Raw genomic sequence first — 24,035 nt, 5'->3', positions numbered from 1 at the left:
GGCAGCCAGGCGGCGCCTGCACGCCCAGACCGGTCACCGTCTCTTGTATGGGAACCAAGTCTGAGGGTCGTGAGCGTTCCGGCCGGTTAGAACCGGCCTAGCCACTCACGACCCCCGGTTACCGGTGCGTGGCTTTCCGGTGTCGGCTCCGGCGGTGCCGCGCACTCGGTGTCCGGCCCGTTGCCCGGTTTGCGCGGCGGCAGCTCGCCGGTGGCCAGGTAGCCGGCGATCTGGTCGCTCACGCAGGGGTTCGGCGAGAACAGCAGGGAACCCGCGTGCGTCGTACCACCCGTTACGGCGATCAGGCTTGACCGGGGGAAGCGCGCGCGGACCTCGAGGCTGCCCTGGAACGGTGTCGATCCGTCCAGGGTTTCGCCGATCAGCAGGGCGCTCGGCACCTCGGCGCCGTCGATGTCCACCGGCCGGCCGGGCTTGACCGGCCAGAACAGGCAGGGCGCGTCGTACCACCCGTTGGTCCAGGTCAGGAACGGGGCCTGGCGGTGGGTTTCCCAGGTGTCGGAGCGATATCGCGCCCAGCGCGGCCACTGCGTGTCGGTGCACGCTCCGCCGTGGTATGCCGCGAAACCGTTGTCGTTCCCGGGTGTCTGCCAGCTGTCGTAGAGCGCCTTCAGGGTCTGCCAGTCACCGTCGCGCATCCAGTTGGCGAACGCCCTGGCCACCGGTTCCCAGCCGAACGAATAGAAGCCCGCCCGCAGGAAGAGGTCGCTCCATTCGCTCGGGCCGATCAGGCCACCGGCGGGGTTCCGGGCCAGTTCGCGCTGCTGCGCGTAGAACAGCGCTTCCACGGCCTGGCCGGTTCTGCCCAGGTGGAACACGTGGTCGTACTTGGCGACCCAGCCGAAGAAGATCTTGATATTGCGTTCGAACGCGATGTCCTGGTTGAGAGTCGCCCGGTACCCGACGTGGCGCGGATCGACGTTGCTGTCCAGGATCATGCGGCGCACCCGGTGCGGGTACAGCGTGCCGTACACCTGGCCGAGGTAGGTGCCCCACGAGTAGCCGTAGTAGTTGATCCGCTCCTCCCCCAGCGCCTTGCGCAGGCTCTCCATGTCCTGCGCGATGTCGGTGGTCCTGAGGTGTTCGAGCAGCGGGCCGTTCTTCGCGCAGGCTTCGGCGTACCGGCGCGAACGGTCGAGCCAGGTCTGCTCCAGCCGCGGCGTGCTCGGCACGTATTCGGGGCGGTGGTAGCCGAAATAGGCAGGGTCGCAGGACAGCGCGGGTTTGCTCGCCCCGACGCCGCGGGTGTCGAAGCCGATCCAGTCATAGGCATCGCCCGCGTGGCCGGGCACCTGCTTGCCGAGGGTCGACAGCTCGAGGCCCGGCACGCCGGGCCCGCCCGGGTTGACCAGTACGACGCCCTGCGACTGAGCGGTGCTGTGCCGCACCCTGGAGACCGCCAGCGACACCTTGCCGCGATCGGGTGCGCGGTAGTCCAGCGGGACCTCGAGATACCCGCATTCCGCCTTCGCTTCCCGCAAGGGTTCGGATTGGCAGGGCCCCCAGTCGATCGGCGCCGGGACGAACCGCTGCCCGGCCGCGGCCGGGGGAATCCCCAGCAAACCGATGCTCGCTGCCGCGATCACGACAGTAATCCTCTTCACGTCGTTTCCCCTGTTCGCAAGGTGGTCGAGGCGTCTGCCTCGGTTGTAGCGCCAGGGGGTTGTTCGGGATCTTCGGGCGGATACCGAAGAACAACCTCCGAACAATGATCAGCCGCAAGGCGGCCGGTACGGCAGATCGGGGAAGTGCCGGTTCCATTCGGCTTCGGTGATCCCCGGATAGGTCATCGCACAGATCCGGTTGGCGACGCGTTCGACGTCGAGGTCCCAGACCCGGATGGTGCGGTCCGCTCCGCCCGTGACGAGGGTGGTGCCCTCGGGGCTGAACGCCAGTGCCCAGATGGGGCCGGCGTGGCCGGTCAGGGCCGTGTGCTCACGAGGTCGTCGCGGCTCGGTCAGGTCCCACAAGCGCACCGTGTCGTCATCCCCGCCGGTGGCGAGGAGGCGGCCGTCCGAGCTGAAATTCGCTATTTGAATGTTCCCGGTGTGTCCGGCGAGTGCGGTGAGGGCCCGGGGACGCTGCGGGTCGCCGAGGTCCCACAGCTGCATGGTGTTGTCCGCGGCGGAGGTGGCGAGGATGCCGCCGGTGCGGCTGAAGGTCACCCATTCGGCGCTCTCGGTGGGGTTGCGCAAGGCGGGCAGTGCGCGGGGCCGCGCGGGGTCGGTGACGTCCCACAGCGGGGCGGTGGGACCCGGCCCGCCGATGGCGAGGGTGTTCCCGTCGGAACTGAACGAGGTCGAGTAAGCCTCGTGGGTGTAACCGGCGAGATTCGCGAGTTCCCGGGGATGGTGCGGATCGGCCACGTCCCACAGCCGCACCGTCTTGTCGTTGCTGGGGGTGGCCAGGATGCGGCCGCCGGGATGGAACGCCACGGTTCCGACCGCGTTCAGGTGGCCGGTCAACGTGGCGGCCGCCCGGGGAAGCCGCGGATCGGTGACGTCCCACAGCCGGACCGTTCCGCTGTCGTCACTGGACACCAGGGTGTTGCCGTCCGGGCTGAACGCGAGGGACGCGATGGCATCGGCATGGTCGCTCAGACCGGTCACGCTTTCGAGGCGGCGGCCGTCGAGCCGCCACAACCGGATGGCCTTGTCGTTCCCCCCGGTGGCGAGTGTCCGGCCGTCGGGGCTGAAAGCCGCGAACCGGACGCCCTCGAGATGCCGACCGGCCGCCAGTTCACGAAGATCTTCCACGCGGACGGTCCGGTCGTCGCTGGTGGTGGCCAGGCTGTTGCCATCGGGGCTGAAGGCCACCGAGGTCACGGCGGCGGAGTGCCCGGCGAGGGTGGCGAGTTCCCGGGCATCGCGTCGATCGGTCACGTCCCACAGCCGCACCTTCCGGTCTTCGTCGGCGGTGGCCAGGGTTCGCCCGTCCGGGCTGAACACCGCGGCGTGCACCCGGAAGTGACCGGGCAGATTCGCCAGGGGTCGCGGGTTCGCGCGGTCGGCCACGTCCCACAGGCGCACGATCCGGTCCCGGCCCCCGGTGGCGAGGACCTGACCGTCCGGGCTGAACACCGCCGTGTACTGCGGGGTTTCGCCGCTGATCACCGCGCGCGGTGTGGGCGCGGCGCGCGGATCGGCCATGTCCCACAGCCGGACGGTCTTGTCGTAGCTGGCGGTGGCGAGGACCCGGCCGTCCGGGCTGAGCTCCATTCCGTGCACGTCGCCGGTGTGACCGGTGAGCGTGTGCAGCAGGGCCGGATTGCGCGGATCGGTCAGCTCCCACACCTTGACGGTCGTGTCCCGGCTGCTCGTGACCAGCACCTGGGCGTCGCGGCGGAACGCCACGGCCTGGACCCGGTCGGCGTGACCGACCACAGTGGACAGTGGCTGTGCCTGCCGGGGATCGGACACGTCCCACAGCCGCGCGGTGCTGTCGGCGGCGGCGCTGGCGAGCATGCGGCCATCCGGGCTGAACACCAAGGTGTGGATCCAGTCCGTATGACCGGTGAGAACGCCCAACTCCCGGGGGCGATGGGCATCGGACACGTCGAACAGCCGGACGGTCCGGTCCCTGCTGCCGGTGGCGAGCACGCGGCCGTCCGGGCTGAACACGGCCGCGGAGGCGGGCTGGGGGTGGCTGGTGATCAGGCTGGCGTACGGGGTGGCGAAGTTGCTGAGCAGGCCGTTCCGCGCCTCCGGCAGGGGCGCGAGCCGGTAGGCGGCCAGCCGGAGCTGTGCGGCCAGGGCGGGATTGGCTTCCTGCATGGCGGCCGCGGCACCGACGGCCTGCCGAGCCAGCGCGGTGTTCCGCTGCTCCATGACGCTGTGCCGGGCACGGATGGCGTAGAGGGTGGCCGTGGCGGCGACCACGAGCAGGACGGTCAGCAATGCGACCAGCCGGCGCAGGCGGCGGGCACGCCGGCGAGTGGCGGCCTGTTCGCGGACGTCGGCGGCGGTGCTGGTGTCGAGGAACTCCCGTTCCCGCGGGGTGAGGCGGTCGCCGAACCGCTTCGCCCAATCCTGGGCGGTGGCCAGGCGAAGCCCGCGGTAGAGGGATCCGGGATCCCGGTCGAGCGTCTCCCACGTGTTGGTGGCGTCGGTGAGCTGGCGATGCACGCGCAGCCCGTCGCGGTCCTCGTCTATCCAGCCGCGCAGGCGCGGCCAGGACCGGATGAGGGCTTCGTGCGCGATCTCCACGCTGTGGTGCTCCAGGGTGAGCAGTCTCGCGCGGGCGAGGGCGTCCAGCACGGCCGTGGTGTCGGGGTCCTCGTCGAACTCCCGGCGGTCGATGCGGCGCTTGGTGTCCTCGGTGCCCTCCCCGGGCGCCACCAGCCGGAGGAAGACCTGCCGCACCCGCTGCCGCTGGTCTTCGGTCAAAGCGGCGTAGGCCTGTTCGGCGGTGCGGGCGACGGCGCCGTCGACGCCGCCCGCCGCGTCGTAACCGGCGAGGGTGAGGGTGTTGCCGCGGCGGCGCCGCCAGGTTTCCAGCAACGCGTGCGAGACCAGTGGCAGCGCCCCGGCCTGGCCGGCCGCGTCGGCGGCGATGCGGGCCAGCAGCGGACCCTCGACCCGGCAGCCGGCCCGCACCGCGGGTTGCGTGATGGCCCGGTGCAACTCGTCGGGGTGCATCGGGCCCAGCAGCAGTTGCGCCCCCTGCAGCGCCTCGGCGAGATCGGCGTGCTGGGCGCAGTGGGTGTAGAAGTCGGTCCGCACCCCCAGCACCACCCGGCACCGGCTGCCTTCCGTCCGCGCCGCGGTCAGCACGGCGGCCAGGAAGGCAGCGCGCTCGGCGCCGTCGCCGCACGCGGTGAAGATCTCCTCGAACTGGTCCACCACCAGCGCCAGCTCGACCTCCGGTGGTTCCCCGACCAGCCGCTGGCGGATCACCCGGTGCAGATTCCGCGGGTCGTCGCCGAACTCCGCGTGCAGGTGCCCCGCGGCGCGGTGGGTCCAGCAGGCCAGCTGGATGGCGCACTCCTCCAGCGGGTGCGCCCCCGGCGTCAGCACCACCGCCGGCCAGGACGTCCCCTCCGCCAGCACCCCCGTGCGCGCGGCGGGCAGCAGACCGGCGCGCAGCAGCGAGGACTTCCCCGCACCGGAGGCGCCGAACACCGCGACGAACCGCCGGGACGACACCTGCTTGATCAGCTCGTCCACGGCTCGTTCGCGGCCGAAGAACAGCTCGGCGTCCTCGGCCTGGAACGCGGCCAGCCCGGCATACGGCGACGGCGGCTCGCCGTTCTTCCCGCCTTCCTCCGGTTCCGGCTCCGCAGCGGCGAGGGCGGCGGCCACCGCGCGCCAGCGACGCTCCCACGCATCCACATCACCACCGCAGGCCCGCACATACGCCGTCGTCACCGCCAGGCTCGGCAGCGCCCGTCCCCCGGCGGCGTCCGACAACGTCGAGGACGCGTAGTGCGCCCGCCGCCCCAGTTCCCGCAGCGTCAGCCCGCCCGCTTCGTGGCGCAGCCGGCGCAGATCCGCCGCGAACCGCAGCAGAACGTCATCCCCGGTATCCAGCGAACGCTCCGGACGAGGCACCGCAACCACCCCTCTTCGGTACCGGGGCCATTGTTCGGAGCCTGCCCTGCTCCCTCCACCCGCTTCACGCCAAATAACCCGAATGCACCACACCCACGTTCGCGTCGGCGGCCACTCGAGTGATTCGCCCGGTTCTCCTCCGGAGCCGGTCTGGCGGAATCGGCACCGAGGTCAGGCGAGCGGGTTGTAGCCGGGGTCGCTCGGCGGCGCGCTCGGCTGGTTCGGATACGGCTTCACCTCGACCGTCTCACCTGGCTGGTCCGGCGGCACACCCGCGTCACCCCAGCCGGGTCCGTTGCCGCCGGTCGGGCCGGGCCGGCTGTAGTCCGGTGGCTGATAACCCATGCCGCCGCTGGGGATGTACGGCGTCGGTCCACTCGACGAGTAGGTCGGTGTTCGAGCACCGGCTGACGTATCCGGCGCCGGGGCGGGCACGCTGGGGGAAGGACTCGGCATCGGGTCCTGATAGGACGGTATGGGCGTGGAGTCCTGATAGGACGGTGTGGGAGCCACCGGCGCGGGCTGCTGCGGTTCCTGGACCGGAGCCGGAGGCACGGGCACGGCCGGAGCCGGGCTCGGTTCGTCGTCGCCCGCGGGCACATCCGGCGACGCGGGAGTACCAGGTGCGGCGGCCGGGCGCTGCGGAACGATCTCGGTGACGTCGTTCGACGGGGTCACCGTGTCCGTGTCCTGCTCCGTCCGGTCGCTCCCCGGTCGTTCGCACGCGCCCCGCGGGCCGTTGCAGAAGCCTCCCGGAGGCACCTCGATGGGGCGTTGCGCGTTCTCCTTGATCTCATCCCATTTCCGGTCCAGCTTCTTGCGCAGTTCTTCCACATACTCGGGGAAAACCGTTTTGACACCCGCGACGATTCCGGCGGTCCAGCCGACCACCGGTGGCAGGGTCTCCACCCCCAGGCACGCGGGCTTCCACACCGCGCACGCCGCCACCAAACCACGTTTGGCGTAGCCTTCGGCCGACTCGTAGGCACCGGCCCCGCTGCTGTAGCCCAGTACGACTCGGCCGATGGCCTCGGCCATCCCCCTGGCCACCCCGTTGGCCTCCTTGAGGTCTTCGTACTGCTGCCGGGGGAAGAACGGATCGACCGGTGGCGCCACCTGCGGCCGCACCGGCGTCAACGGCTCCGCCCGCGGCTCCTCGGGCGAGTAACCGAAACACGGGTCGGCGTCGGGTTCGTTGATGCACAGCGGCACCGGATCGGCGACGGCGTCCGGCGTGTCGGTGTTCCGCGCCACCGGCACGGTCGCGGAAGCCAAGGAAAGCGTGTCGTCGTGCACGGGCTGCGCGCCAGCCGATTGCGACGGCGCCAAGGCCAGACATCCCCCGATGGCGAGAGCGCCACCGAGCGAGAAGGCCGCCCGCCGCACCGGAACAGCGCTGTGCCGCTGCTTCGCCTTCCGGGTCCGCCGCACGGCTTGCCGGGACGGCTGAGCGATCACCTCGCGTCCGACCAGTGAGGGAACGGGACGATACGTGACGATTCCCCGCACCAGATCGTCCACCGTGTCCGCATAGACGAGGACGGTTTCCCCGTTACCGGGATGGGCGGCCAGACCGCGCTGCGACCGGCTTACCGCGAGGAATCCCGGCCGGTCGAGGCGATCGATCCCCTCGCCCTGACGCGCGATCACGGTCGCCTGGGAAAAATCGCCACGCCGCCTTTCGGCGTCGAGGAAGTCGGCACCACGTAGCGCGGGCACGAGGACCATGTCGTCGCGGCCGATCCGGAACAGCGCGTTTCGCAGCGCCACCGCGACAGCCTCGGCAAGTCCGCTGTCCTGGAAAATCACCACGTAGGAGTTACCGCGCGAAAAGGAAGCGCTTTCCGGCCAGGTAGCCATGCTGTCCCACAATCTCTCGAGAAATACGACCCTGCGGATATCGATCACGCTCAGCATTCAGCCACGTCCGCGCCGAAGCAACGCCGTGGCAGCTACCTGACAGGGACTCCTGGCGGCCCAGCCCGGCCTCATCGGGCGCACCGGACGAGTCCGCCTCGCCCACGGAATCATCATCGACAAGCAGGCCCGCACCCGCCGATTTCGTGCCCGGGTGACAATTACCGCGAATGCGCGTATCGGATTGCGGCACTCGGCGAAATGCCACTGGCCACACCGCGGTGGAATTCCCTACACTTCAACACCGCGAACCCCGGGAATACGGAGGAAACCAGGTCCATGGATTACGACGTGGTCGTGGTCGGCTCGGGGTTCGGCGGCAGTGTCGCCGCGCTCCGGCTGACCGAGAAGGGCTACCGGGTCGCGGTGCTCGAAGCCGGTCGCCGGTTCGCCGACGAGGACTTCGCCAGGACGTCCTGGAACCTGCGCCGCTACCTCTGGGCCCCGCGGCTGGGCTGCTACGGCATCCAGCGCATCCACCTGCTCAACAACGTGATGATCCTGGCGGGCGCCGGGGTGGGCGGCGGGTCGCTGGTCTACGCCAACACGCTCTACCGGCCTTCTCCGGCGTTCTACCGCGATCCGCAGTGGGCGCACATCACCGATTGGGCGGCCGAACTCGCCCCGCACTACGACCAGGCGAGCCGGATGCTCGGTGTGTTCACCAATCCCGCGTCGACCCCGGTGGACGAGGTGATCCGCGGTGTCGCCGCCGACCTCGGCGTCGCGCACACCTTCCGCCCCACCCCGGTGGGCGTCCACTTCGGACGGCCGGGCGAGCGCGCGGCCGATCCGTACTTCGGCGGCGCCGGACCGGACCGCACCGGCTGCACCGAATGCGGAGCCTGCATGACCGGCTGCCGGGTCGGCGCGAAGAACACCCTGGTGAAGAACTACCTCTACCTTGCCGAACGCGCCGGGGCGACCGTCCTCCCGCTCACCACGGTCACCGGGCTCACCGAGCGCCCCGACGGCTCCTTCGAGGTCGAGACGCGGCCGACCGCGGGCCTCCGGCGCAAGGCGCGGCGGCGGATCGTCGCGGGCCAGGTGGTGCTCGCCGCCGGGACCTGGGGGACCCAGAAACTGCTGCACTCCCTGCGCGACACCGGCGCGCTGCCGAACCTGTCACCCCGGCTGGGCGAACTCACCCGCACCAACTCGGAGGCCATCATCGGCTCGGCCCGGCCCCGGCCCGACCCCCAGCGGGACTTCTCCCGCGGCCTGGCCATCACCTCGTCGTTCCACCCGGACGAGAACACCCACATCGAACCCGTCCGGTACGGCAAGGGCAGCAACGCCATCGGCCTGCTGCAGACCGTGGCCACCGACGGCGACGCCCCCACCCCGCGATGGCGCCAGTTCCTGTACCAGTTGCTGCGGCATCCGGTGCGCACCGCCAAGGTCGCCCACGCCTACCGGTGGAGCGAACGCACGCTCATCCTCCTGGTGATGCAGAGCCTGGACAACTCGATCACCACCTACACCAAACACGGCCTTTTCGGCCGCCGCAAATTCACCTCGAAACAGGGGCACGGGGAGCCCAACCCGAGCTTCATCCCCGCCGGATACCAGGCGAACCAGCGCGTCGCCGACCGGATCGGCGGGGTCGCCGGAGGCACCTGGGGCGAGATCTTCGGCATCCCCCTCACCGCCCACTTCCTCGGTGGCGCGGTCATCGGCACGGATCCCGGCCACGGCGTCATCGACCCCTACCACCGGGTCTTCGGCCATCCGAACCTGTCCGTCGTCGACGGCGCGGCCGTCAGCGCCAACCTCGGGGTCAACCCCTCCCTCACCATCACCGCGCAAGCCGAGCGCGCGTTCTCGTTCTGGCCGAACCACGGCGATCGCGATCCCCGACCACCGCAGCACGAGCCCTACCACCGCCTCGACCCGATCCCCGCGAACCACCCCGCCGTCCCGGTCACCGGCCCGGGGTGATCTCCCGGGTCAGCCGCGCACGCCGAACGCGTCCTCGGCGTAGCGGGTCCGGCACGACGCCCGGCGGACCTTGCCGCTCGAGGTGCGCGGCAGCTCACCCGGGCCGATGAGCACCACGTCCCGCACGGCCAGCCGCGCCAGGTGCCCGGGCAGCGGGGACGGCTCGAACAGCGGGACCGCGACCAGCCCGGCGCGCAGCACGCCGAGGAACGCGATCAGGTACTCCGCCGACTGCTCGGCCAGCACCGCGGCCCGATCACCCCGGCGGGGTCGCCGGAGTAGTCGACGAAGGTGACCGCCCGCTCGTCACCACGCGTCTTGGCCCAGTGCGCCAGCGCCGCGGGGAGGCTTTCGGCGACCGCACCCACCGGATCGGCACCCGCTCCATTCGAGGTATCCGAGATGGTCGTCATGGTTTTCCCTCGGCTCCGCCGGTCAGCTGCCCATTCCGGACGCGAGTACCGGCCAGGACCGCTTCAGCGCGCGTTCCCAGTACGGCCAGGTGTGCGTGCCCGCCCCGTAGTAGTCCGTGGTGACCGGAATGCCGCTCGACCGCAGTTTGTCGGTGAACGTCTTGGAATTGCCTAACGCCATTCCCTCGAGCAGGTTTCCGGCGATCGGCGGGGCATTCGGGTCGTCGATCGGGCCGGGATTGCCGTCACCGGCGGAAACGTACAGCCGCGTGCCGCGCAGCTTGTCCACCTTGTCGTACGGGTTGTGGTCCATCCACCGTGCTCGCTGCGACCACGGGTCACCCCAGAGGATCCCCCACAGGAAGATGCCCTGCGCGATGATGTTCATCTGCGTCACTTCGGGAATGGGCGGCAGCAGGACGTTGAGCGCACCGCTGTACGCGGCCGCCGCGCCGAACATGCCGGGGAAGCGGCTGGCGTATTCCATGGCGCCGTAGGCGCCCATGGACAGCCCGGCGATCGAGCGCTTCGTGCCCGCCCGGTACCCGCGCTCCAGGATCTGCCGGACCTCGGTCGTGTGGAAGGTCGGCCAGTCCGGCTTGTCGCTGAGCCCGTAGTTCCACCACTGGCTGTACATGCCGATCGCACCGGCGCTCGGCATGACGATGATCGCCTGCTTGTCCGCGGTGAACTCCTTGACGTCGGTGTACTCCGTCCAGGACTTGTACTCCCTGGCGTCGCAGCAGCCGTGCAGCAGGTACAGCACCGGCCAGGTCCGGGTGGCGTCCTTCGACCAGCCGCTCGGCACCAGCAGCCGCACCATGGCCGTCCCGGGCTTCCCGAGCAGGTCGGGCAGCGCCGGTGTCTGGATCTTCAAGTCGACGGTGCGCTCGTCGATCCGGATCTCGTCGACGACCTTCGCGCCATCGTCGGCCACGGCTGCCGGTGCCGCGGCCGCTTCGTGCCCGGCGACCGGGAAGACGGCCGCGGCCAGCATTCCCGCGGCGAGCGCGGTTACCGAGAAACGACGTCGCTGTCGTACTGGTTTCATTTTTCCGGCTCTCCAGACTCGGCGACAGCGCCGCACCCAGAACACGCCATCGCAATTCGATCTTCTCCGCCCCGCGCTCGCGCAGGTGTACAGGGTGACCGCCCGCCGGGACGAGGGCATCCGTAGAAATGCGTATCGGGGTACGTATCCGGCCTCCCGCGCGGTACGCGCACCGGCTGCCCACCGCGGGCACCGACCGCTCGTCCGCCGCCCCGAAGTCGTCATCGACACACGAAAGGACCTTCTTGCAATTCGCACCGGAATGACAACCGGCGATTGATATGAGCGCGGATTATTGACACAAAAAATGCCCGTGGCCAGACTCGCCTTGCCATTCATCGTGAAATATTCGCTCGATGGAGAGTGGAGTATGCCGAAACTGACCCGTCGAAGTCTCGCCGCCGCGGTGACGGCGGCACTCGCCCTGACCGCGCTCACCGTCTCCGCGGCACCGGTGAGTGCCGATGAGGCGTTCTACCAGCCACCGTCACCCCTGCCGGCGGGCAAGGACGGTGACGTGATCAAATCCCAGCCGTCGTTCATCCTCGGCTCGAAGGCCACCCGGATCATGTACCTCAGCCGGGACTCGAAGGGCAAGGCGATCCCGGTGACCGGCACGGTCATGGTCCCGGACAAGCCGTGGCCGGGACCCGGGCCGCGGCCGATCGTCGCCTACTCCCCGTTCACCGCGGGACTCGGTGACAAGTGCGCGCCGTCGAAGACCATGGCGGGCGAGGGCCAGGGCGACGCCGCCTCGTCGTTCCAGTCCGGATTCGTCAACGCCCTGCTGGAAAAGGGACTCGCCGTCGCGCAGACCGACTACGAGGGCCTCGGCACGCCCGGGGACCACACCTACGTGATGCGCGAAGCGGAGGCGCACGCGGTGCTCGACGTGATCCGCGCGGCGCAGCGGCTGCCGAACACCGGCCTGCCGGGCAACGGCCCGGTCGGCATCACGGGCTATTCCCAGGGCGGTGGCGGTTCGGCCGCGGCGGTCGAACTGGCTCCGGCCTACGCACCCGAGCTCAACCTCCAGGGCGCCTACGTCGGCGCGGCCCCGGCGGACCTCGGCGTGCTGGCCAAGTCGCTGGACGGCACGTATGCCGTGGGGTTCCTCGGGTTCGCGCTGGTCGGCCTGAACACCGCGTACCCGGAGACGGAGATCCTCACCAAGCTCGCCAACGACAAGGGCAAGCAGCTGTACAAAGAGGCCGCGAACATCTGCACGCTCGAGGCGGTGCTCAAGTACCCGTTCACGCAGTCGAGCACGCTCACCAAGGACGGGCGGCCGGTCTCGGCCTACCTCGGTGAGGAACCGTTCAAGTCCATCCTGGCGAAGCTGAAGATCGGCAACCTGAAGCCGAACGCGCCGGTGCTCGTCGAACACGCCAACAACGACGACATCGTGCCCTACGGCCAGGGCAAGCAGATGGCCAAGGACTGGTGCGCGAAAGGTGCGACCGTGCAGTTCAACGACCTGCCCGCGCCCCCCGTTTTCGCACACGTCGGAGCCGTCCCGGCGGCTATGACGAACGGGGCGAACTGGCTGGCCGACCGCCTGTCCGGCAAGCCCGCGACCAGCAACTGCGGCAAGTTCTGACCCGCCCGCGGCGAACGCGCGGGTGACCCCGGCCCGGGGCCACCCGCGCGTTCGCGCGCTCGCACATACTACCGGCCGGTAACATATCGTCGGCATATCGAAAATCAGATACGTGCTGGCAACACCACGCTGCCTTGAATGCGGGCATGACCTACAGCGAACCAGCACGAACAGCGGTCCGCCGCGCCCGATCGCTGGTGTCCGCGCCCTCCTCGGCCGTCCCCACCATGGGCATCACGATTTATGGATGCGGGCAGGACGAGGCCGCCTTGTTCCGCGAGGTGGCGCCTCGCTTCGGCGTAATGCCAACCATCACGGAGGCGGCGGTATCCGAAGCCAATATCGAACTGGCGTCCGGCAACCGATGCGTCAGCGTCGGCCATAAAACTCGAATCACAAATTCCACTCTCCGCGCGCTCAGCCAGGCCGGTGTGTCCTATATCTCCACCAGAAGCATCGGGTACAACCACATCGATGTGGAATACGCGGAGCGCATCGGCATTTCGGTTGAGAACGTCGCCTATTCGCCCGACAGCGTGGCCGACTTCACCTTGATGCTGATGCTGATGGCGGTGCGCAACGCGAAATCCATCGTCCGCCGCGCGGACACCCATGACTACAGGTTGCCCGACCTGCCCGGGAAAGAACTACGCGACCTGACCGTCGGGATAATCGGAACGGGACGCATCGGCGCGGCGGTCATCGACCGGCTGTGGGGTTTCGGCTGTGAAAAGCTGGCCTACGACATTCGCCCCAGAACCTCCGCCGACTACGTTCCGCTCGATGACCTGCTACGGCGGAGCGATATTGTGACGCTCCATACACCGCTCACCGCGGACACGCACCACTTCCTGAATCGTCAACGTATCGAGCAGATGAAGCACGGCGCGTTCATCATCAATACGGGACGCGGTTCACTTATCGATACCGAGGCCCTTGTCGCGGCGCTGGAGAGCGGCAGATTGGGTGGCGCGGCGCTGGATGTCCTCGAGGGAGAGGAAGGAATATTCTACGCCGACCACCGGGAAAGCCCCATCGGCAGCGAAACGTTGTCGCGGCTGCAGAAAATGCCGAACGTGCTCATCAGTCCGCACACCGCCTACTACACGGACCACGCCCTGCGCGACACGGTGGAAAACAGTCTCATCAACTGCCTGAACTTCGAAAGCGGGAAACAGCATGGATAGGTTGAAGGTCGGAATCATATTCGGGGGAACTTCCGAGGAACACCCCGTCTCCGTCAAATCGGCGCAAGAGATAGCGAGGAACCTCGATACCGAAAAGTACGAACCGTTCTGGATCGGAATCACGAAGAGCGGCGCTTGGCAGCTTTGCGACGGCCCGGACGCGGACTGGGAAAACGGCGATTGCCGTCCGGCCGCGCTGTCACCGGACCGCAGCGTCCACGGATTGCTGGTCCTGGAGCAGGGACAATACAAAACGATCAGCCTGGACGTGGTGTTGCCCGTTCTGCACGGCAAACTCGGCGAAGACGGTGCGACGCAGGGCCTGCTGGAATTATCCGGCATCCCCTACGCAGGCTGCGACGTCCAAAGTTCTGCCCTGTGCATGGACAAATCCCTTGCTTACCTCGTCGCCGGTAACGCGGGAATCGCCACGCCGAACTTCTGGATCGTCCCGCCGGACGAGAACATCGATCCCGGCCAGCTCACCTACCCCGTCTTCGTGAAACCGGCCCGTTCGGGTTCGTCTTTCGGCGTCAGCAAGGTCTCTCACAAAGAAGAACTGCAGAGTGCGGTGGAAGCCGCGCGACAGTACGACTCGAAGGTGCTGGTTGAAGAGGCCGTCGTCGGCAGCGAGGTGGGCTGCGCGGTACTGGGAAACGATCCGGATCTGACCGTAGGCGAGCCAGATCGAATCCACCTGTCTCATGGCTTCTTCAAGATCCACCAGGAGGATGACCCCGAAAGCGGTTCCGAAAACTCGACGATAACCGTTCCCGCGGACATTTCGGCGGAGTCGCGCCTGCTCGTCCAGCGGACGGCGAAGGCCATCTATCGCGCGCTGGGGTGCAGCGGACTCGCACGGGTGGACATGTTCCTGCGGGAAGACGGAACGGTGCTGCTCAACGAGGTCAACACCTTTCCCGGCATGACTTCGTACAGCCGTTACCCGCGAATGATGGCGGCCGCGGGCTTGCCGCTGGCCGAAGTGATCGACCGGACCGTGTCGTTGGCGTTGACAGGAAAGATCCAATGAAAGAAGACTTCGTCTTCGTAGACGAGTTCGTACCCGGCATACGCTGGGATGCCAAGTACGCCACCTGGGACAACTTCACCGGCAAACCCGTGGACGGATACGTGGCGAATCGAATTGTCGGCACGAGGGCCTTGTGCACGGCCCTGGAGAGTGCGCAGGAGAAGGCGGCATCCCTCGGCTTCGGCCTGCTTCTCTGGGATGGGTACCGCCCGCAGCGCGCGGTGGATTGCTTTCTGCGCTGGGCACAACAGCCGGAGGATGGCCGGACGAAGCTCCGGCACTACCCGAATATCGACCGAGCCGAGATGTTCGAACAAGGATATGTGGCCGCCAAATCGGGCCACAGCCGGGGCAGTACCGTCGACCTGACGCTCTACCACCTGGCCACCGGTGAACTCGCTCCCATGGGCGGCGGCCACGATCTGATGGATGCGGTCTCACATCATGGCGCACACGGAATCACGGAAGTCGAAGCGAGAAACCGCCAGCACCTGTGTTCCATCATGGAGACCTGCGGCTTCAAGTCATACGCGTACGAGTGGTGGCATTACACCCTGAAAGACGAACCCTATCCGGACACCTATTTCGACTTTTCCATCACGTAGTCGACAGAGGAAAGCATGCAGATACGGTTGGCACACCCCGCCGACGCCGCGGCCGTCAACGAGCTGCTTCACCAGCTGGGCTATCCCCAAGCCGGCGCCGCGACAACAGCAACCCGAATCCGGGCCTGGCGGCACGACCCCTTCAGCGCGGCCCAGGTGGCCGACGCGGACGGCGACCTCCTCGGCCTGGTCGCGGTCCACATCTGCCCGTTCTTCGAACGCGCCGGCGCCTGGGGGCGGATCGTGGCTCTGGTCGTCGCCGACCAAGCACGTGGCCGGGGCGTCGGCGGTCGGCTCGTGGCAGCAGCGGAATCGTTCGCTGCCCGGCATGGCTGCGTCCGCATGGAGGTCACCAGCGCGGACCGCCGCGAAGACGCACACGAGTTCTACCGGCGCCGCGGTTACCTCGACCAGACCGGAGGGTCCTCCCGGTTCCTCCGCGATCTCGACGAATCCCCCGCCGGCGGGATCGCTCGGGGGCGGGCGTGACCGCACCGCGCGTCGTCGTCGCCGGTGGCCATTCGGCCGGGCACATCGAGCCCGCGATGAACTTCGCCGACGCGCTGCGCCGGCTGGAGCCCGCGGCCGAGATCACCGCCCTCGGCACCGTCCGCGGCCTGGACACCACGCTCATCCCGGCCCGCGGCTACCCGCTCGAACTCATCCCGCCGGTGCCGCTGCCGCGCGAACTGAACCGGGCCCTGCTGCGCACGCCGGGCAGGCTGCGCGATTCGGTGCGGGCGGCCGGGGCGGTGCTCGACCGCGTGCGCGCCGAGGTCGTGGTCGGCTTCGGCGGCTACGTGGCCGGACCGGCCTACCTCGCCGCCCGCCGGCGGAGCCTGCCGATCGTCATCCACGAGGCGAACGCCCGGCCCGGAGTGGCCAACCGGCTGGCGGCGAGGATGACGGCGCACGTGTTCACCGCCTCGCCGAGCGTCCGGCTGGCCCGCGCCACCGCCATCGGGATCCCGCTGCGGCCGGCGATCGCCGGGCTCGACCGGCCCGCGCTGCGCGACGCGGCCCGGCAGCGGTTCGGCCTGCGACCCGGCGGGCCGGTCCTGCTGGTCACCGGCGGTTCGCAGGGCGCCCGGGCGATCAACGCGGCGGTGTCCGGCGCGGCCGCGGCGTTGCGAGCGGCCGGAGTGCAGGTGCTGCACATCACCGGGCCGCGGCACGTGGTCGAGGTGCCCGGTGGTGACCCCGCCGACCCGCCCTACGTCGTCGTCCCCTACGTCGAGGAGATGCGGTACGCCTACGCGGCGGCCGACTTCGTGATCTGCCGCTCGGGGGCGATGACCTGCGCCGAACTGGCCGCGGTCGGCCTGCCGGCGGCGTACGTCCCGTTGCCGCTGCGCGGCGGTGAGCAGCGGCTGAACGCCGAGCCGGTCGTCGCGGCCGGCGGGGCACTGCTCGTCGACAACGCCGACCTCGACCCGGCCTGGATCGAGGCCACCCTGATCCCGGTGCTCACCGATCCCGAGCGGATCGCGGCGATGTCGGCCCGCGCGTCGGCGGCCGGGTGCCCCGACGCGGACGTCGTCCTGGCCCAGCACGTGCTCACCGCGGTCGCCGAGCGACGTAGGTTCGCCCCCTGATCGTCATCCGCCTGTGTGCGGTGGCGCGGCGGGCAGTTGCACCGTGACGCGGAGCCCCCCGGCGGGGCGGGGGGTGAGGGTGAGGGTTCCGTCGTGTGCCTGGGTGATGCTTTTGACGATGGCCAGGCCGAGGCCGACACCCGCGTGGTCGGTGCGGATGCGTTGGGTGCCGCGCTGGAACGGTTCGGCGAGGGTCGAGACCAACTGCGGGGTGAGCTTCTCGCCGGTGTTCTCCACGGTGAGCACCACGGTCTCGGGGTGGGCGCCGGCGGTGACCCATACGGTGCCCCGTTCGGGCAGGTTGTGGACGATCGCGTTGTGCACGAGGTTCGTGGTCATCTGCAGCAGGAGCGCGTAGGAGCCCATGGCGGGGGTGATGTCGCCGAAGGTCTCGATGGTGATGCCGCGTTTCTCCGCCAGCGGGAGCAGCGTTTCGGCGGCTTCTTCCGCGATGAGGGACAGGTCGACGTGTTCGCGGGTGAAGGACCGCTCGTTGGCGCGGCTGAGCAGGAGCAACGCTTCGGTGAGGTCGATCGCTCGGGCGTTGACGAAGTGGAGGCGGTCGACGAGTTCGCCGGTGTGGCGGTCCGGATCGTTGCGGGCCACGTCGAGGAGCGTCTGCGTGATCGCCAGCGGGGTGCGCAGTTCGTGGGAGGCGTTGGCCGCGAATCGCCGCTGTTCGGCCACGTGCGCTTCGAGCCGTGCCAGCATGGCGTCGAAGGCGTCGGCGAGTTCGCGGAACTCGTCCCTGCGGCCCGGTAGCCAGATCCGGTGGGAGAGCGATCCGGTGGCGGCCATGCGGGTGGCGTCGGTGATGCGAGTCAGCGGGGCGAGCATGCGACCGGCGAGCAGCCACCCGCCCAGCAGGCCGAACACCAGCAGGAACACCAGCGCCGCGGCGGCGGCCTGCGCGAAGCCGCGCAGCAGGGCGGAGCGGATCAGGATGCCTCCGGGGACGTCGGCCCGGGAAGGCAAGTGGCGCAGGACGAACACCCACACGACCGCGAGCAGCAAGGTGCCCGCGACCATGAGGAACCCGGCGTAGCTGAGGGTGAGTTTGAGGCGAACGCTCAACCCGGGCTGCCTATCCACGCTCGCCTCCGGCGTCCGCTCCGGTGTCGATGCGGTACCCGACGCCGGGCACCGTGGCGATCAGCCAGGGTTCGCCGAGCCGTTTGCGCAGGGCCGAGACCGTGATGCGCACGGCGTTGGTGAACGGGTCGGCGTTCTCATCCCACGCCCGCTCGAGCAACTCTTCGGCACTGATCACCCCGCCTTCGGCGGCGACGAGGACTTCGAGCACGGCGAACTGCTTCCTGGTCAGCGCGACGTACCGGCCGTCCCGGTAGACCTCGCGGCGGAACGGATCCAGCCGCAGGCCCGCGATCTCCCGCACCGGCGGCCGGTGGTGCGCCCGCCTGCGATCGAGTGCTCTGAGCCTGAGCACGAGCTCCTGCAGCTCGAACGGCTTCGTGAGGTAGTCGTCGGCGCCGAGCCCGAACCCGGAGGCCTTGTCGTCGAGCCGGTCGGCGGCGGTGAGCATGAGGATCGGCATGCCGCTGCCGGAAGCGACGATGCTCTCGGCGATCTTGTCGCCGGAGGGCCCGGGAATGTCGCGGTCGAGGACGGCGATGTCGTAGGCGTTGACGCTCAACAACTCCAGAGCGGTGTCGCCGTCACCGGCGATGTCCGCCGCGATCGCTTCCAGGCGCAGCCCATCGCGGATGGCCTCGGCCATATAGGGCTCGTCCTCGACGATCAACACGCGCATGCGCTCCACGCTACGAGCCGGAGCCTATCGTCGTCATATCGAAAACCGGATACGTGCCGGCAACACCGTGCTGCCTTGACTGGCTGCATGCTCTACCACGAATCAGCCGTCCGGCGCGCCCTCGGCAAGGCACATGGCGCCGTCCCCGCCCCCGTGCCGGTCTTCGACGACGAGACCCCGGCCGTGGCCAACCTCGATCCCGAGCTGCTCGGTGCCCTGCGCCGAGCCGCGACCGACGCCGCCGACGACGGGGTCGAGTTCTTCGTCAACGGTGGCTGGCGCTCCCCGGAGTACCAGGAACAGCTTCTTCGCGACGCCATCTCCGAATACGGCTCGGCAGCGGAAGCCGCCCGCTGGGTCGCCACCCCGGACACGTCCGCGCACGTGTCCGGGAAGGCTGTCGACGTCGGACCCTCCGATGCCCAGGCGTGGCTGTCCGAACACGGCGCCAAGTACGGACTGTGCCAGATCTACCGCAACGAACCCTGGCACTACGAACTGCGCCCCGAAGCCGTCGATCACGGTTGCCCGGCCATGTATGCCGACCCCACGCACGATCCACGGATGCGGCGGTGACCGGTGCCATAGGAATTCCCCAAAGCGCCCGCTGACATTTCGTCTTTGTCTCGGCGGCCGGGGAGGCAGGGCGGCGATCGACCTCCCGGACCGCCGCCCTGCCTTCACCGTTGAATCGCTTGACGCAGCGCTCAGACGAGCGAGCCGAGAACCTGCGCCAGGTGGTCCAGCGCGCCGGTGAGGGTTTCGTAGCCGCTCGAGATAATGGTGGTGAGCATGTTCTTCTCCCTTGCAGGACCGATCAGGAAACTTTGGAACATTCGCCTTCGAAAGCGGTCTTAGAATTTCACCGTTGGGATTCCGCTGTCAAGACGTGCTACCACGACTAATTGTGACATGTTCGCACATTGTTTTAGGGCATGCCAAAATCGCCGAACCCGACAGGATTGCCGAAAAAGAGTGTCGAACAACGGTGATGAGTTGTCAAGGCATCTTGCAAAGTTGCCGTAACACTCGAAAACACTCATTTCGTTGACAGATCGATGACACCCGACCAGCAGCATCTGACAACACCCGAGCACGTTTTGGACGTTCCACGGTCTCGAAAAACCCGCTTGTCATAAAGATGAGTGTTTCCGAGATCCGGATTCGCCCTGCCGTGCCACCACGCGAAGCACACCTTCCGGACACCTTCCCGCGCCGGACCAGTCAGTTAAGGTGAATGAGATTCGCACAACGCGTTGAGCCTCCCAATCCGCCGCGGGGCGGGGAGCGCCGGTGTCCCCTCACCGGGGGAAAGATCTGCGGGTGATCCCTTCGCGCCTTACACTTCTCTGCGAGGGGAGTACTTCCCTAAGGTCGGCCCGGTCAGCACGGACATCCGACGGTGTCCTCGGGAGGCCACCCTCATCGCGCGGGTGAAGGAGACCTCGGACGCTTCTCAATGTTTGAGGAGGCCCGGGTGTCTGATCGTGTGTTTACTCTTGCTGCTTCATCGGAGTCAGTCGGTTCACCGTGGATGTGGACGGCCAGCATCGCGGTACTGGCGGGACTGCTGGTCGCCGATTTCCTGGTGACCCGCCGCCCGCATGAGGTCTCGACCCGGGAGGCCGTGGGCTGGTCGGTGTTCTACCTCGCCCTGCCGGTGGTGTTCGGACTGTTCCTGTGGGCGAGCTTCGACGGCAGCCAAGCATTGGAATTCTTCACGGGATTCGTGGTCGAGAAATCCCTTTCGGTGGACAACCTCTTCGTGTTCATCCTGCTGCTGACGGCCTTCGCCGTCCCGCCCGAGCTCGCGCAACGCGTGCTGCTGTACGGCATCGTCGGCGCACTGGTGCTGCGCGGGATCTTCATCGCGCTGGGCGCCGCCATGCTGCAAGCCGGAACCTGGGCGTTCCTGGTGTTCGGCGCGATCCTGTTCGTCACCGCGATCAAGATCCTGCACCAGGCAGCCAGCGGGGAACCCCTCGAACGCGACGTCTCGACCATGCGATCGGTGCGGTTGCTGCACCGCCTGATGCCCGTCACCGACGGTTACCGCGGCACCCGGCTCACCGTACGCGAAGACGGGCGACGCGCGCTGACCCCGCTGACCGTCGTGGTCGTGGCGGTTTTCGCCACCGACGTGGTGTTCGCCGTCGATTCGGTGCCCGCCGTCTACGGCGTCACCGAAGACCCCTTCCTGGTCTTCACCACCAACGCCTTCGCCCTGCTCGGCCTGCGTGCCCTGTACTTCGTGCTGCAAACCACCCTGGGCAAGCTCGTCCACCTCAACCACGGACTCGCGATCATCCTCGCGTTCATCGGAGTGAAACTGGTACTGCACTGGGCCCACGGAATCTGGCCCGCGGTACCCGAGGTCCCCACCCCGCTCTCGCTCGCGGTCATCGTGCTCATCCTCGCCACCGTCACGCTGACCAGCATGCGCGCCCGCCGCCGCGACACCGACCGAACCACCACCGGGACATGACCATGCTCACCGACACGCTCACCGACATCGGCCTGACCATCCTCGTCACACTCGCCCTGATCATCACCTGCGCGGCGCTGTCCTCCCCACGGCCACCCGGACCGCCCCGGCCACCCCGGCACCGTCCTGGTCTCGACCGGTGACGGCTTTTCGGCATCCGGGCACGTGACGGTCAGGTGGTGCGGTCGCGGCGGTTCCCGGCCGCCTCGCGACGCAGTTGGTCGGTGTGCTCGCTGATGGCGCCGAGCCGGTCGGCCAGCCCCGCGTGGTCGCGCGTCAGGTGCGCGCGGACCGCGGCCAGCGGCGGCAGCAGGCTGGTGACGTCGTCGTCGCCGAGCGCCGCGCCGAGCCGGTCGGCGCTTTCCCGGCCCGCCGCATCGAGGCCGTCCAGCGCGCTGACCTGACCAGCCAACTGCCGCAGGACCGCGGAGTTGCGCCGCGCCCAGTCCGCGACCGCACGGTCACCCGCGCGCCGGTCGCGCTCGGCGTCCACGCGCGCCTCCCCGGTCGTCTCCCCCGTCGCCGACGGCCGCAGCCGCAGGAACCGCCGCTCGGCGGCTTGGCGGCTCGCCACCCCCAACGCCGGGGCAAGGGAGGCCCAGCTGGTGCCGCCGGCGCGGGCCGCCGCGATCAGCTCCGGCTCCCAGGCGCCGAGCTGCTCCCGCACCGACCGCAACGCGGCCAGCGCCGCCAGAACCTGATCGGAGGGCACCGCACCACCCCGGGCGGCCAGCACCACCCCGTGCACGCGCTGAACGACCCGGGCCGGGTCCGCGTCTGCCATTTGTCATCCTCTCGACGACTCCATTCTTGTCATCGTTTCGATGACATGCTAGAACATTGCTGCGTGTTGACACCACGGCATCGTCAAACTCACCGGAGGTGGACTCGATGTTGATGCGCACCGACTTTCGCGAGTGGGACCGGTTCGCCCAGCAGATGCTCGGCGCCGCGGCTCCCGGGACCTGGTCCAGGCCGGCCGCGATACCGATGGATGCCTACCGGGCCGGCGACGAGTTCGTCGTCTGCTTCGACCTGCCCGGCCTCACCCCCGACGCCATCGAAGTGGACATCGAACGCAACGTCCTGACCGTCAAGGCCGAACGGCGCCCCCTGCCCGGCGGGGACGACGTCCAGACGCAGATCTGTGAACGGCCTCTCGGTGTCTTCTCCCGCCGACTGTTCCTCCACGACAAACTCGACGCCGACCACATCGCCGCAGCCTATGAAGCCGGCGTGCTGACCTTGCGCATCCCGATCGCCGAGAACGCCAAGCCCCGGCGCATCGAGATCACCGGCACCTCGTCCGACCGGAAGGAAGTCGAGGCCTGACCGCCTCGCCCGCGCACGAAAGGCACCACCGTGACCGCATCGCTGCACCTACCGACCGGCCACTCCCACCCCGCCATCACCGCGCTACGCGCCTACCTCGCCGACGTCACGAACGCACTCGGGATCGGCCTGGAATCCTGCACCGTCGACCACGACACCCCGGTCTCCGCCTACATCGCCCTCGACGAGCGCCTGCCCGGCTACCCCGACCGCGACGTCGCGCTGCTGTGGGACGAAATCCACGGCTGGTCCACCGCGATCGAAACCCACTCCGGCGAAGACCTCATCGTCATCCGCTACCTCGGCGGCACCACCATCACCCCCGCCCCCAAGCACATCACCCGATTCCTCACCGCCCTGCGCGAGGACGACCACCACATCGGACGCCTCGACCCACCAGCCATCCGCACCGCCGGCAACCTCACCGACCTCGAAACCGTGCTCCGCACCCGGAACACGACCTGAGCCGGGCGCCCGCTCAAGTTCCCGGCGTGGGGGTTGCCGGGGTGGCGCGGGCGAGGGGGTGGGTCGCGCACCGGACGCCGCCGCCGAACTCGGAGACGAGATCGAAGGTGAAGCCGCTGACGACGTCGGCATCGTGGCGCGCCAGCGCTTCGATCAGGCGGGTGTGTTCCTGGGGAACGACGACCTTGTTGGGGGCCAGGCACAGGGTGTTGCAGCCCATGGCGTGCGCTTCGTCGGCGGTGGCCTCGATGATGTCCCAGTCGCTGACGACATCCGGAAGCCCGTGCCGGAAAGCCGGTCGGTGACACATCGCCAGACCCGGGCGGATCACCGCGAAGACGCAGTCGAGGTGCAGCCACTGGCCGGCGAGGGGAACTTCGTGGACCCGGTAACCGGCGGGACGCAGCAGACGGGTCAGCCAGTCGATACCGGCGCGGTTCGAGGCGAGCCCGGAATTGCCCACGAGGATGTCGTGACCGAGCACGAACACGTCTCCCCCTTCGAGGAACGGACCCGCGCCCTCGGGGGCGATCGGATCGAGCGCGCTCGGCGCGGGCGAGGGCACCGCGAGGTATTCGGTGTGCGGTTCGGCGGCGAGCCGCCGGGTGAGGATTTCGCGGTAGGCGAAGATCTCTTTGCGTCGCGACGGCATCATCAACGATGCTTCGATCACCCGGTTGCCGATGACCGGCATCGGATCCCGGGCGAACATCGGATCTCCCCCGGCGACCACGTATCCGGCTTCGTGCTCGGTGAACCGCCGGGGCCGGTGCACCACCACCCCGTGCTCGCGGTAGCGATCGGCGAGGTCCTCCAGTTGCCGGTGCGTGGCTTCGATCCGCTCGGGGGAGTCGACGTCGCGGAAGGTTTTCCCGGCGCATCGCTCGGTCAGCTCGACCGCTTCAGCGGACAGGTACTTCCGCAGCGAATACGACACCGGCGCGATCAGCGAATCGGGATCGAAAATCCCGACGAACACCTCCCGCAACGGGGCGAACTCGTCGTGCACGCCGATCGACGGGGTGCGGACCATCGGGACAACCCTTTCTGGGCCTTGGCGGCCCGGCTCGCCG

The 24,035-nt window shown here is 68.8% G+C and carries 23 protein-coding genes; 12 read left to right on the top strand and 11 right to left on the bottom strand.

Annotated features, from left to right (window positions below; genetic code table 11):
* Positions 1-86 precede the first annotated feature (86 nt).
* From FXO23_RS23285 to FXO23_RS23275, 3 genes are all read right to left on the bottom strand, one after another.
* A complete protein-coding gene (locus FXO23_RS23285; protein WP_158887517.1) occupies positions 87-1,622 on the bottom strand; it encodes an alpha/beta fold hydrolase in 1,536 nt (511 codons plus the stop codon).
* Positions 1,623-1,730: 108 nt separating this feature from the next.
* Entirely contained in the window at positions 1,731-5,567 is a 3,837-nt protein-coding gene (locus tag FXO23_RS23280; protein ID WP_246257690.1) for an nSTAND1 domain-containing NTPase, read from the bottom strand.
* Positions 5,568-5,738: 171 nt separating this feature from the next.
* Complete coding sequence (locus FXO23_RS23275) at positions 5,739-7,337, bottom strand: hypothetical protein (protein ID WP_158887516.1); 1,599 nt, start codon at positions 7,335-7,337, stop codon at positions 5,739-5,741.
* Positions 7,338-7,763: 426 nt separating this feature from the next.
* On the opposite strand from FXO23_RS23275, the gene FXO23_RS23270 reads away from it, so the two are divergent.
* Positions 7,764-9,425: a GMC family oxidoreductase gene (locus FXO23_RS23270; protein WP_158887515.1), complete on the top strand. Its 1,662-nt coding sequence runs from the start codon at positions 7,764-7,766 to the stop codon at positions 9,423-9,425.
* Between the two features lie 9 nt (positions 9,426-9,434).
* Here the strand turns inward: FXO23_RS23270 and FXO23_RS23265 are convergent, their stop codons facing one another.
* From FXO23_RS23265 to FXO23_RS23255, 3 genes are read right to left on the bottom strand one after another with little or no spacing between them, the layout of a single operon-like run.
* Entirely contained in the window at positions 9,435-9,671 is a 237-nt protein-coding gene (locus tag FXO23_RS23265; RefSeq protein ID WP_158887514.1) for a hypothetical protein, read from the bottom strand.
* Positions 9,641-9,838, bottom strand: coding sequence for a hypothetical protein (locus tag FXO23_RS23260; protein ID WP_158887513.1), 198 nt, complete (start codon positions 9,836-9,838; stop codon positions 9,641-9,643). The genes FXO23_RS23265 and FXO23_RS23260 overlap by 31 nt, the downstream gene beginning before the upstream one ends.
* Positions 9,839-9,860: 22 nt before the next feature.
* A complete protein-coding gene (locus FXO23_RS23255) occupies positions 9,861-10,889 on the bottom strand; it encodes an alpha/beta hydrolase (RefSeq protein WP_158887512.1) in 1,029 nt (342 codons plus the stop codon).
* Between the two features lie 370 nt (positions 10,890-11,259).
* On the opposite strand from FXO23_RS23255, the gene FXO23_RS23250 reads away from it, so the two are divergent.
* From FXO23_RS23250 to FXO23_RS23225, 6 genes are all read left to right on the top strand, one after another.
* Positions 11,260-12,489 (top strand): lipase family protein, encoded by a 1,230-nt coding sequence (locus FXO23_RS23250; RefSeq protein WP_158887511.1) that lies wholly within the window; start codon positions 11,260-11,262, stop codon positions 12,487-12,489.
* Positions 12,490-12,716: 227 nt separating this feature from the next.
* On the top strand, positions 12,717-13,676 hold the full coding sequence (vanH, locus tag FXO23_RS23245; protein WP_246257696.1) for a D-lactate dehydrogenase VanH: 960 nt from the start codon (positions 12,717-12,719) through the stop codon (positions 13,674-13,676).
* Entirely contained in the window at positions 13,669-14,709 is a 1,041-nt protein-coding gene (gene vanA-Sc / locus FXO23_RS23240) for a D-alanine--(R)-lactate ligase VanA-Sc (RefSeq protein ID WP_158887509.1), read from the top strand. The genes vanH and vanA-Sc overlap by 8 nt, the downstream gene beginning before the upstream one ends.
* Positions 14,706-15,314 carry a D-Ala-D-Ala dipeptidase VanX gene (vanX, locus tag FXO23_RS23235; protein WP_158887508.1) on the top strand — a complete coding sequence of 203 codons (609 nt, stop codon included), beginning with the start codon at positions 14,706-14,708 and terminating at the stop codon, positions 15,312-15,314. Before vanA-Sc ends, vanX begins: the two co-directional genes overlap by 4 nt.
* A gap of 15 nt (positions 15,315-15,329) precedes the next feature.
* Positions 15,330-15,803: a GNAT family N-acetyltransferase gene (locus tag FXO23_RS23230; protein WP_158887507.1), complete on the top strand. Its 474-nt coding sequence runs from the start codon at positions 15,330-15,332 to the stop codon at positions 15,801-15,803.
* On the top strand, positions 15,800-16,909 hold the full coding sequence (locus FXO23_RS23225; RefSeq protein ID WP_158887506.1) for a UDP-N-acetylglucosamine--N-acetylmuramyl-(pentapeptide) pyrophosphoryl-undecaprenol N-acetylglucosamine transferase: 1,110 nt from the start codon (positions 15,800-15,802) through the stop codon (positions 16,907-16,909). Before FXO23_RS23230 ends, FXO23_RS23225 begins: the two co-directional genes overlap by 4 nt.
* A gap of 3 nt (positions 16,910-16,912) precedes the next feature.
* Here FXO23_RS23225 and FXO23_RS23220 read toward each other — a convergent pair whose 3' ends face one another.
* Together FXO23_RS23220 and FXO23_RS23215 are read right to left on the bottom strand one after the other, a co-directional pair.
* On the bottom strand, positions 16,913-18,001 hold the full coding sequence (locus FXO23_RS23220) for a sensor histidine kinase (RefSeq protein WP_158887505.1): 1,089 nt from the start codon (positions 17,999-18,001) through the stop codon (positions 16,913-16,915).
* On the bottom strand, positions 17,994-18,680 hold the full coding sequence (locus FXO23_RS23215; protein WP_158887504.1) for a response regulator transcription factor: 687 nt from the start codon (positions 18,678-18,680) through the stop codon (positions 17,994-17,996). The genes FXO23_RS23220 and FXO23_RS23215 overlap by 8 nt, the downstream gene beginning before the upstream one ends.
* Before the next feature lie 87 nt (positions 18,681-18,767).
* On the opposite strand from FXO23_RS23215, the gene FXO23_RS23210 reads away from it, so the two are divergent.
* Positions 18,768-19,256 carry a M15 family metallopeptidase gene (locus tag FXO23_RS23210; protein ID WP_158887503.1) on the top strand — a complete coding sequence of 163 codons (489 nt, stop codon included), beginning with the start codon at positions 18,768-18,770 and terminating at the stop codon, positions 19,254-19,256.
* 131 nt (positions 19,257-19,387) lie between these two features.
* Here the strand turns inward: FXO23_RS23210 and FXO23_RS52295 are convergent, their stop codons facing one another.
* A complete protein-coding gene (locus FXO23_RS52295; RefSeq protein ID WP_281356577.1) occupies positions 19,388-19,516 on the bottom strand; it encodes a hypothetical protein in 129 nt (42 codons plus the stop codon).
* 698 nt (positions 19,517-20,214) lie between these two features.
* Between FXO23_RS52295 and FXO23_RS23205 the strand changes: the two genes are divergently transcribed.
* Positions 20,215-21,165: a TerC/Alx family metal homeostasis membrane protein gene (locus FXO23_RS23205; protein ID WP_246257689.1), complete on the top strand. Its 951-nt coding sequence runs from the start codon at positions 20,215-20,217 to the stop codon at positions 21,163-21,165.
* Positions 21,162-21,308: a hypothetical protein gene (locus tag FXO23_RS50790; RefSeq protein WP_179956851.1), complete on the top strand. Its 147-nt coding sequence runs from the start codon at positions 21,162-21,164 to the stop codon at positions 21,306-21,308. The genes FXO23_RS23205 and FXO23_RS50790 overlap by 4 nt, the downstream gene beginning before the upstream one ends.
* A gap of 29 nt (positions 21,309-21,337) precedes the next feature.
* Here FXO23_RS50790 and FXO23_RS23200 read toward each other — a convergent pair whose 3' ends face one another.
* Positions 21,338-21,949 (bottom strand): HSP18 transcriptional regulator, encoded by a 612-nt coding sequence (locus tag FXO23_RS23200; RefSeq protein ID WP_158887501.1) that lies wholly within the window; start codon positions 21,947-21,949, stop codon positions 21,338-21,340.
* Between the two features lie 107 nt (positions 21,950-22,056).
* On the opposite strand from FXO23_RS23200, the gene FXO23_RS23195 reads away from it, so the two are divergent.
* Together FXO23_RS23195 and FXO23_RS23190 are read left to right on the top strand one after the other, a co-directional pair.
* Positions 22,057-22,497 carry an Hsp20/alpha crystallin family protein gene (locus FXO23_RS23195; RefSeq protein ID WP_158887500.1) on the top strand — a complete coding sequence of 147 codons (441 nt, stop codon included), beginning with the start codon at positions 22,057-22,059 and terminating at the stop codon, positions 22,495-22,497.
* A 30-nt stretch (positions 22,498-22,527) separates the two neighbouring features.
* Positions 22,528-22,962 carry a DUF6292 family protein gene (locus FXO23_RS23190; protein ID WP_158887499.1) on the top strand — a complete coding sequence of 145 codons (435 nt, stop codon included), beginning with the start codon at positions 22,528-22,530 and terminating at the stop codon, positions 22,960-22,962.
* A 13-nt stretch (positions 22,963-22,975) separates the two neighbouring features.
* On the opposite strand, the gene FXO23_RS23185 is transcribed toward FXO23_RS23190, so the two are convergent.
* The gene (locus FXO23_RS23185) at positions 22,976-23,995 is read right to left on the bottom strand and encodes a dimethylarginine dimethylaminohydrolase family protein (RefSeq protein ID WP_158887498.1); all 1,020 of its coding nucleotides are present in this window, start codon (positions 23,993-23,995) and stop codon (positions 22,976-22,978) included.
* Between the last annotated feature and the right edge of the window lie 40 nt (positions 23,996-24,035).

Origin of the sequence: Amycolatopsis anabasis (assembly GCF_009765355.1) — a bacterium.
In the GTDB taxonomy this organism is placed as follows: domain Bacteria; phylum Actinomycetota; class Actinomycetes; order Mycobacteriales; family Pseudonocardiaceae; genus Amycolatopsis; species Amycolatopsis anabasis.
The sequence above is the reverse complement of the archived record's forward strand: the minus strand, read 5'-3'. Positions and strand labels throughout refer to the sequence as shown.

Excerpts from the sequence above, each read along its gene's own strand:
- vanX (WP_158887508.1), top strand. The coding sequence starts at position 14,706 with ATGAAAGAAGACTTCGTCTTCGTAGACGAGTTCGTACCCGGCATACGC.
- FXO23_RS52295 (WP_281356577.1), bottom strand. The coding sequence starts at position 19,516 with ATGTTCCAAAGTTTCCTGATCGGTCCTGCAAGGGAGAAGAACATGCTC.
- FXO23_RS23210 (WP_158887503.1), top strand. The coding sequence starts at position 18,768 with ATGCTCTACCACGAATCAGCCGTCCGGCGCGCCCTCGGCAAGGCACAT.
- vanA-Sc (WP_158887509.1), top strand. The coding sequence starts at position 13,669 with ATGGATAGGTTGAAGGTCGGAATCATATTCGGGGGAACTTCCGAGGAA.
- FXO23_RS23230 (WP_158887507.1), top strand. The coding sequence starts at position 15,330 with ATGCAGATACGGTTGGCACACCCCGCCGACGCCGCGGCCGTCAACGAG.
- FXO23_RS23270 (WP_158887515.1), top strand. The coding sequence starts at position 7,764 with ATGGATTACGACGTGGTCGTGGTCGGCTCGGGGTTCGGCGGCAGTGTC.
- FXO23_RS23260 (WP_158887513.1), bottom strand. The coding sequence starts at position 9,838 with ATGACGACCATCTCGGATACCTCGAATGGAGCGGGTGCCGATCCGGTG.
- FXO23_RS23205 (WP_246257689.1), top strand. The coding sequence starts at position 20,215 with ATGTGGACGGCCAGCATCGCGGTACTGGCGGGACTGCTGGTCGCCGAT.
- FXO23_RS50790 (WP_179956851.1), top strand. The coding sequence starts at position 21,162 with ATGACCATGCTCACCGACACGCTCACCGACATCGGCCTGACCATCCTC.
- vanH (WP_246257696.1), top strand. The coding sequence starts at position 12,717 with ATGGGCATCACGATTTATGGATGCGGGCAGGACGAGGCCGCCTTGTTC.
- FXO23_RS23250 (WP_158887511.1), top strand. The coding sequence starts at position 11,260 with ATGCCGAAACTGACCCGTCGAAGTCTCGCCGCCGCGGTGACGGCGGCA.
- FXO23_RS23215 (WP_158887504.1), bottom strand. The coding sequence starts at position 18,680 with ATGCGCGTGTTGATCGTCGAGGACGAGCCCTATATGGCCGAGGCCATC.
- FXO23_RS23195 (WP_158887500.1), top strand. The coding sequence starts at position 22,057 with ATGTTGATGCGCACCGACTTTCGCGAGTGGGACCGGTTCGCCCAGCAG.
- FXO23_RS23255 (WP_158887512.1), bottom strand. The coding sequence starts at position 10,889 with ATGAAACCAGTACGACAGCGACGTCGTTTCTCGGTAACCGCGCTCGCC.
- FXO23_RS23200 (WP_158887501.1), bottom strand. The coding sequence starts at position 21,949 with ATGGCAGACGCGGACCCGGCCCGGGTCGTTCAGCGCGTGCACGGGGTG.
- FXO23_RS23185 (WP_158887498.1), bottom strand. The coding sequence starts at position 23,995 with ATGGTCCGCACCCCGTCGATCGGCGTGCACGACGAGTTCGCCCCGTTG.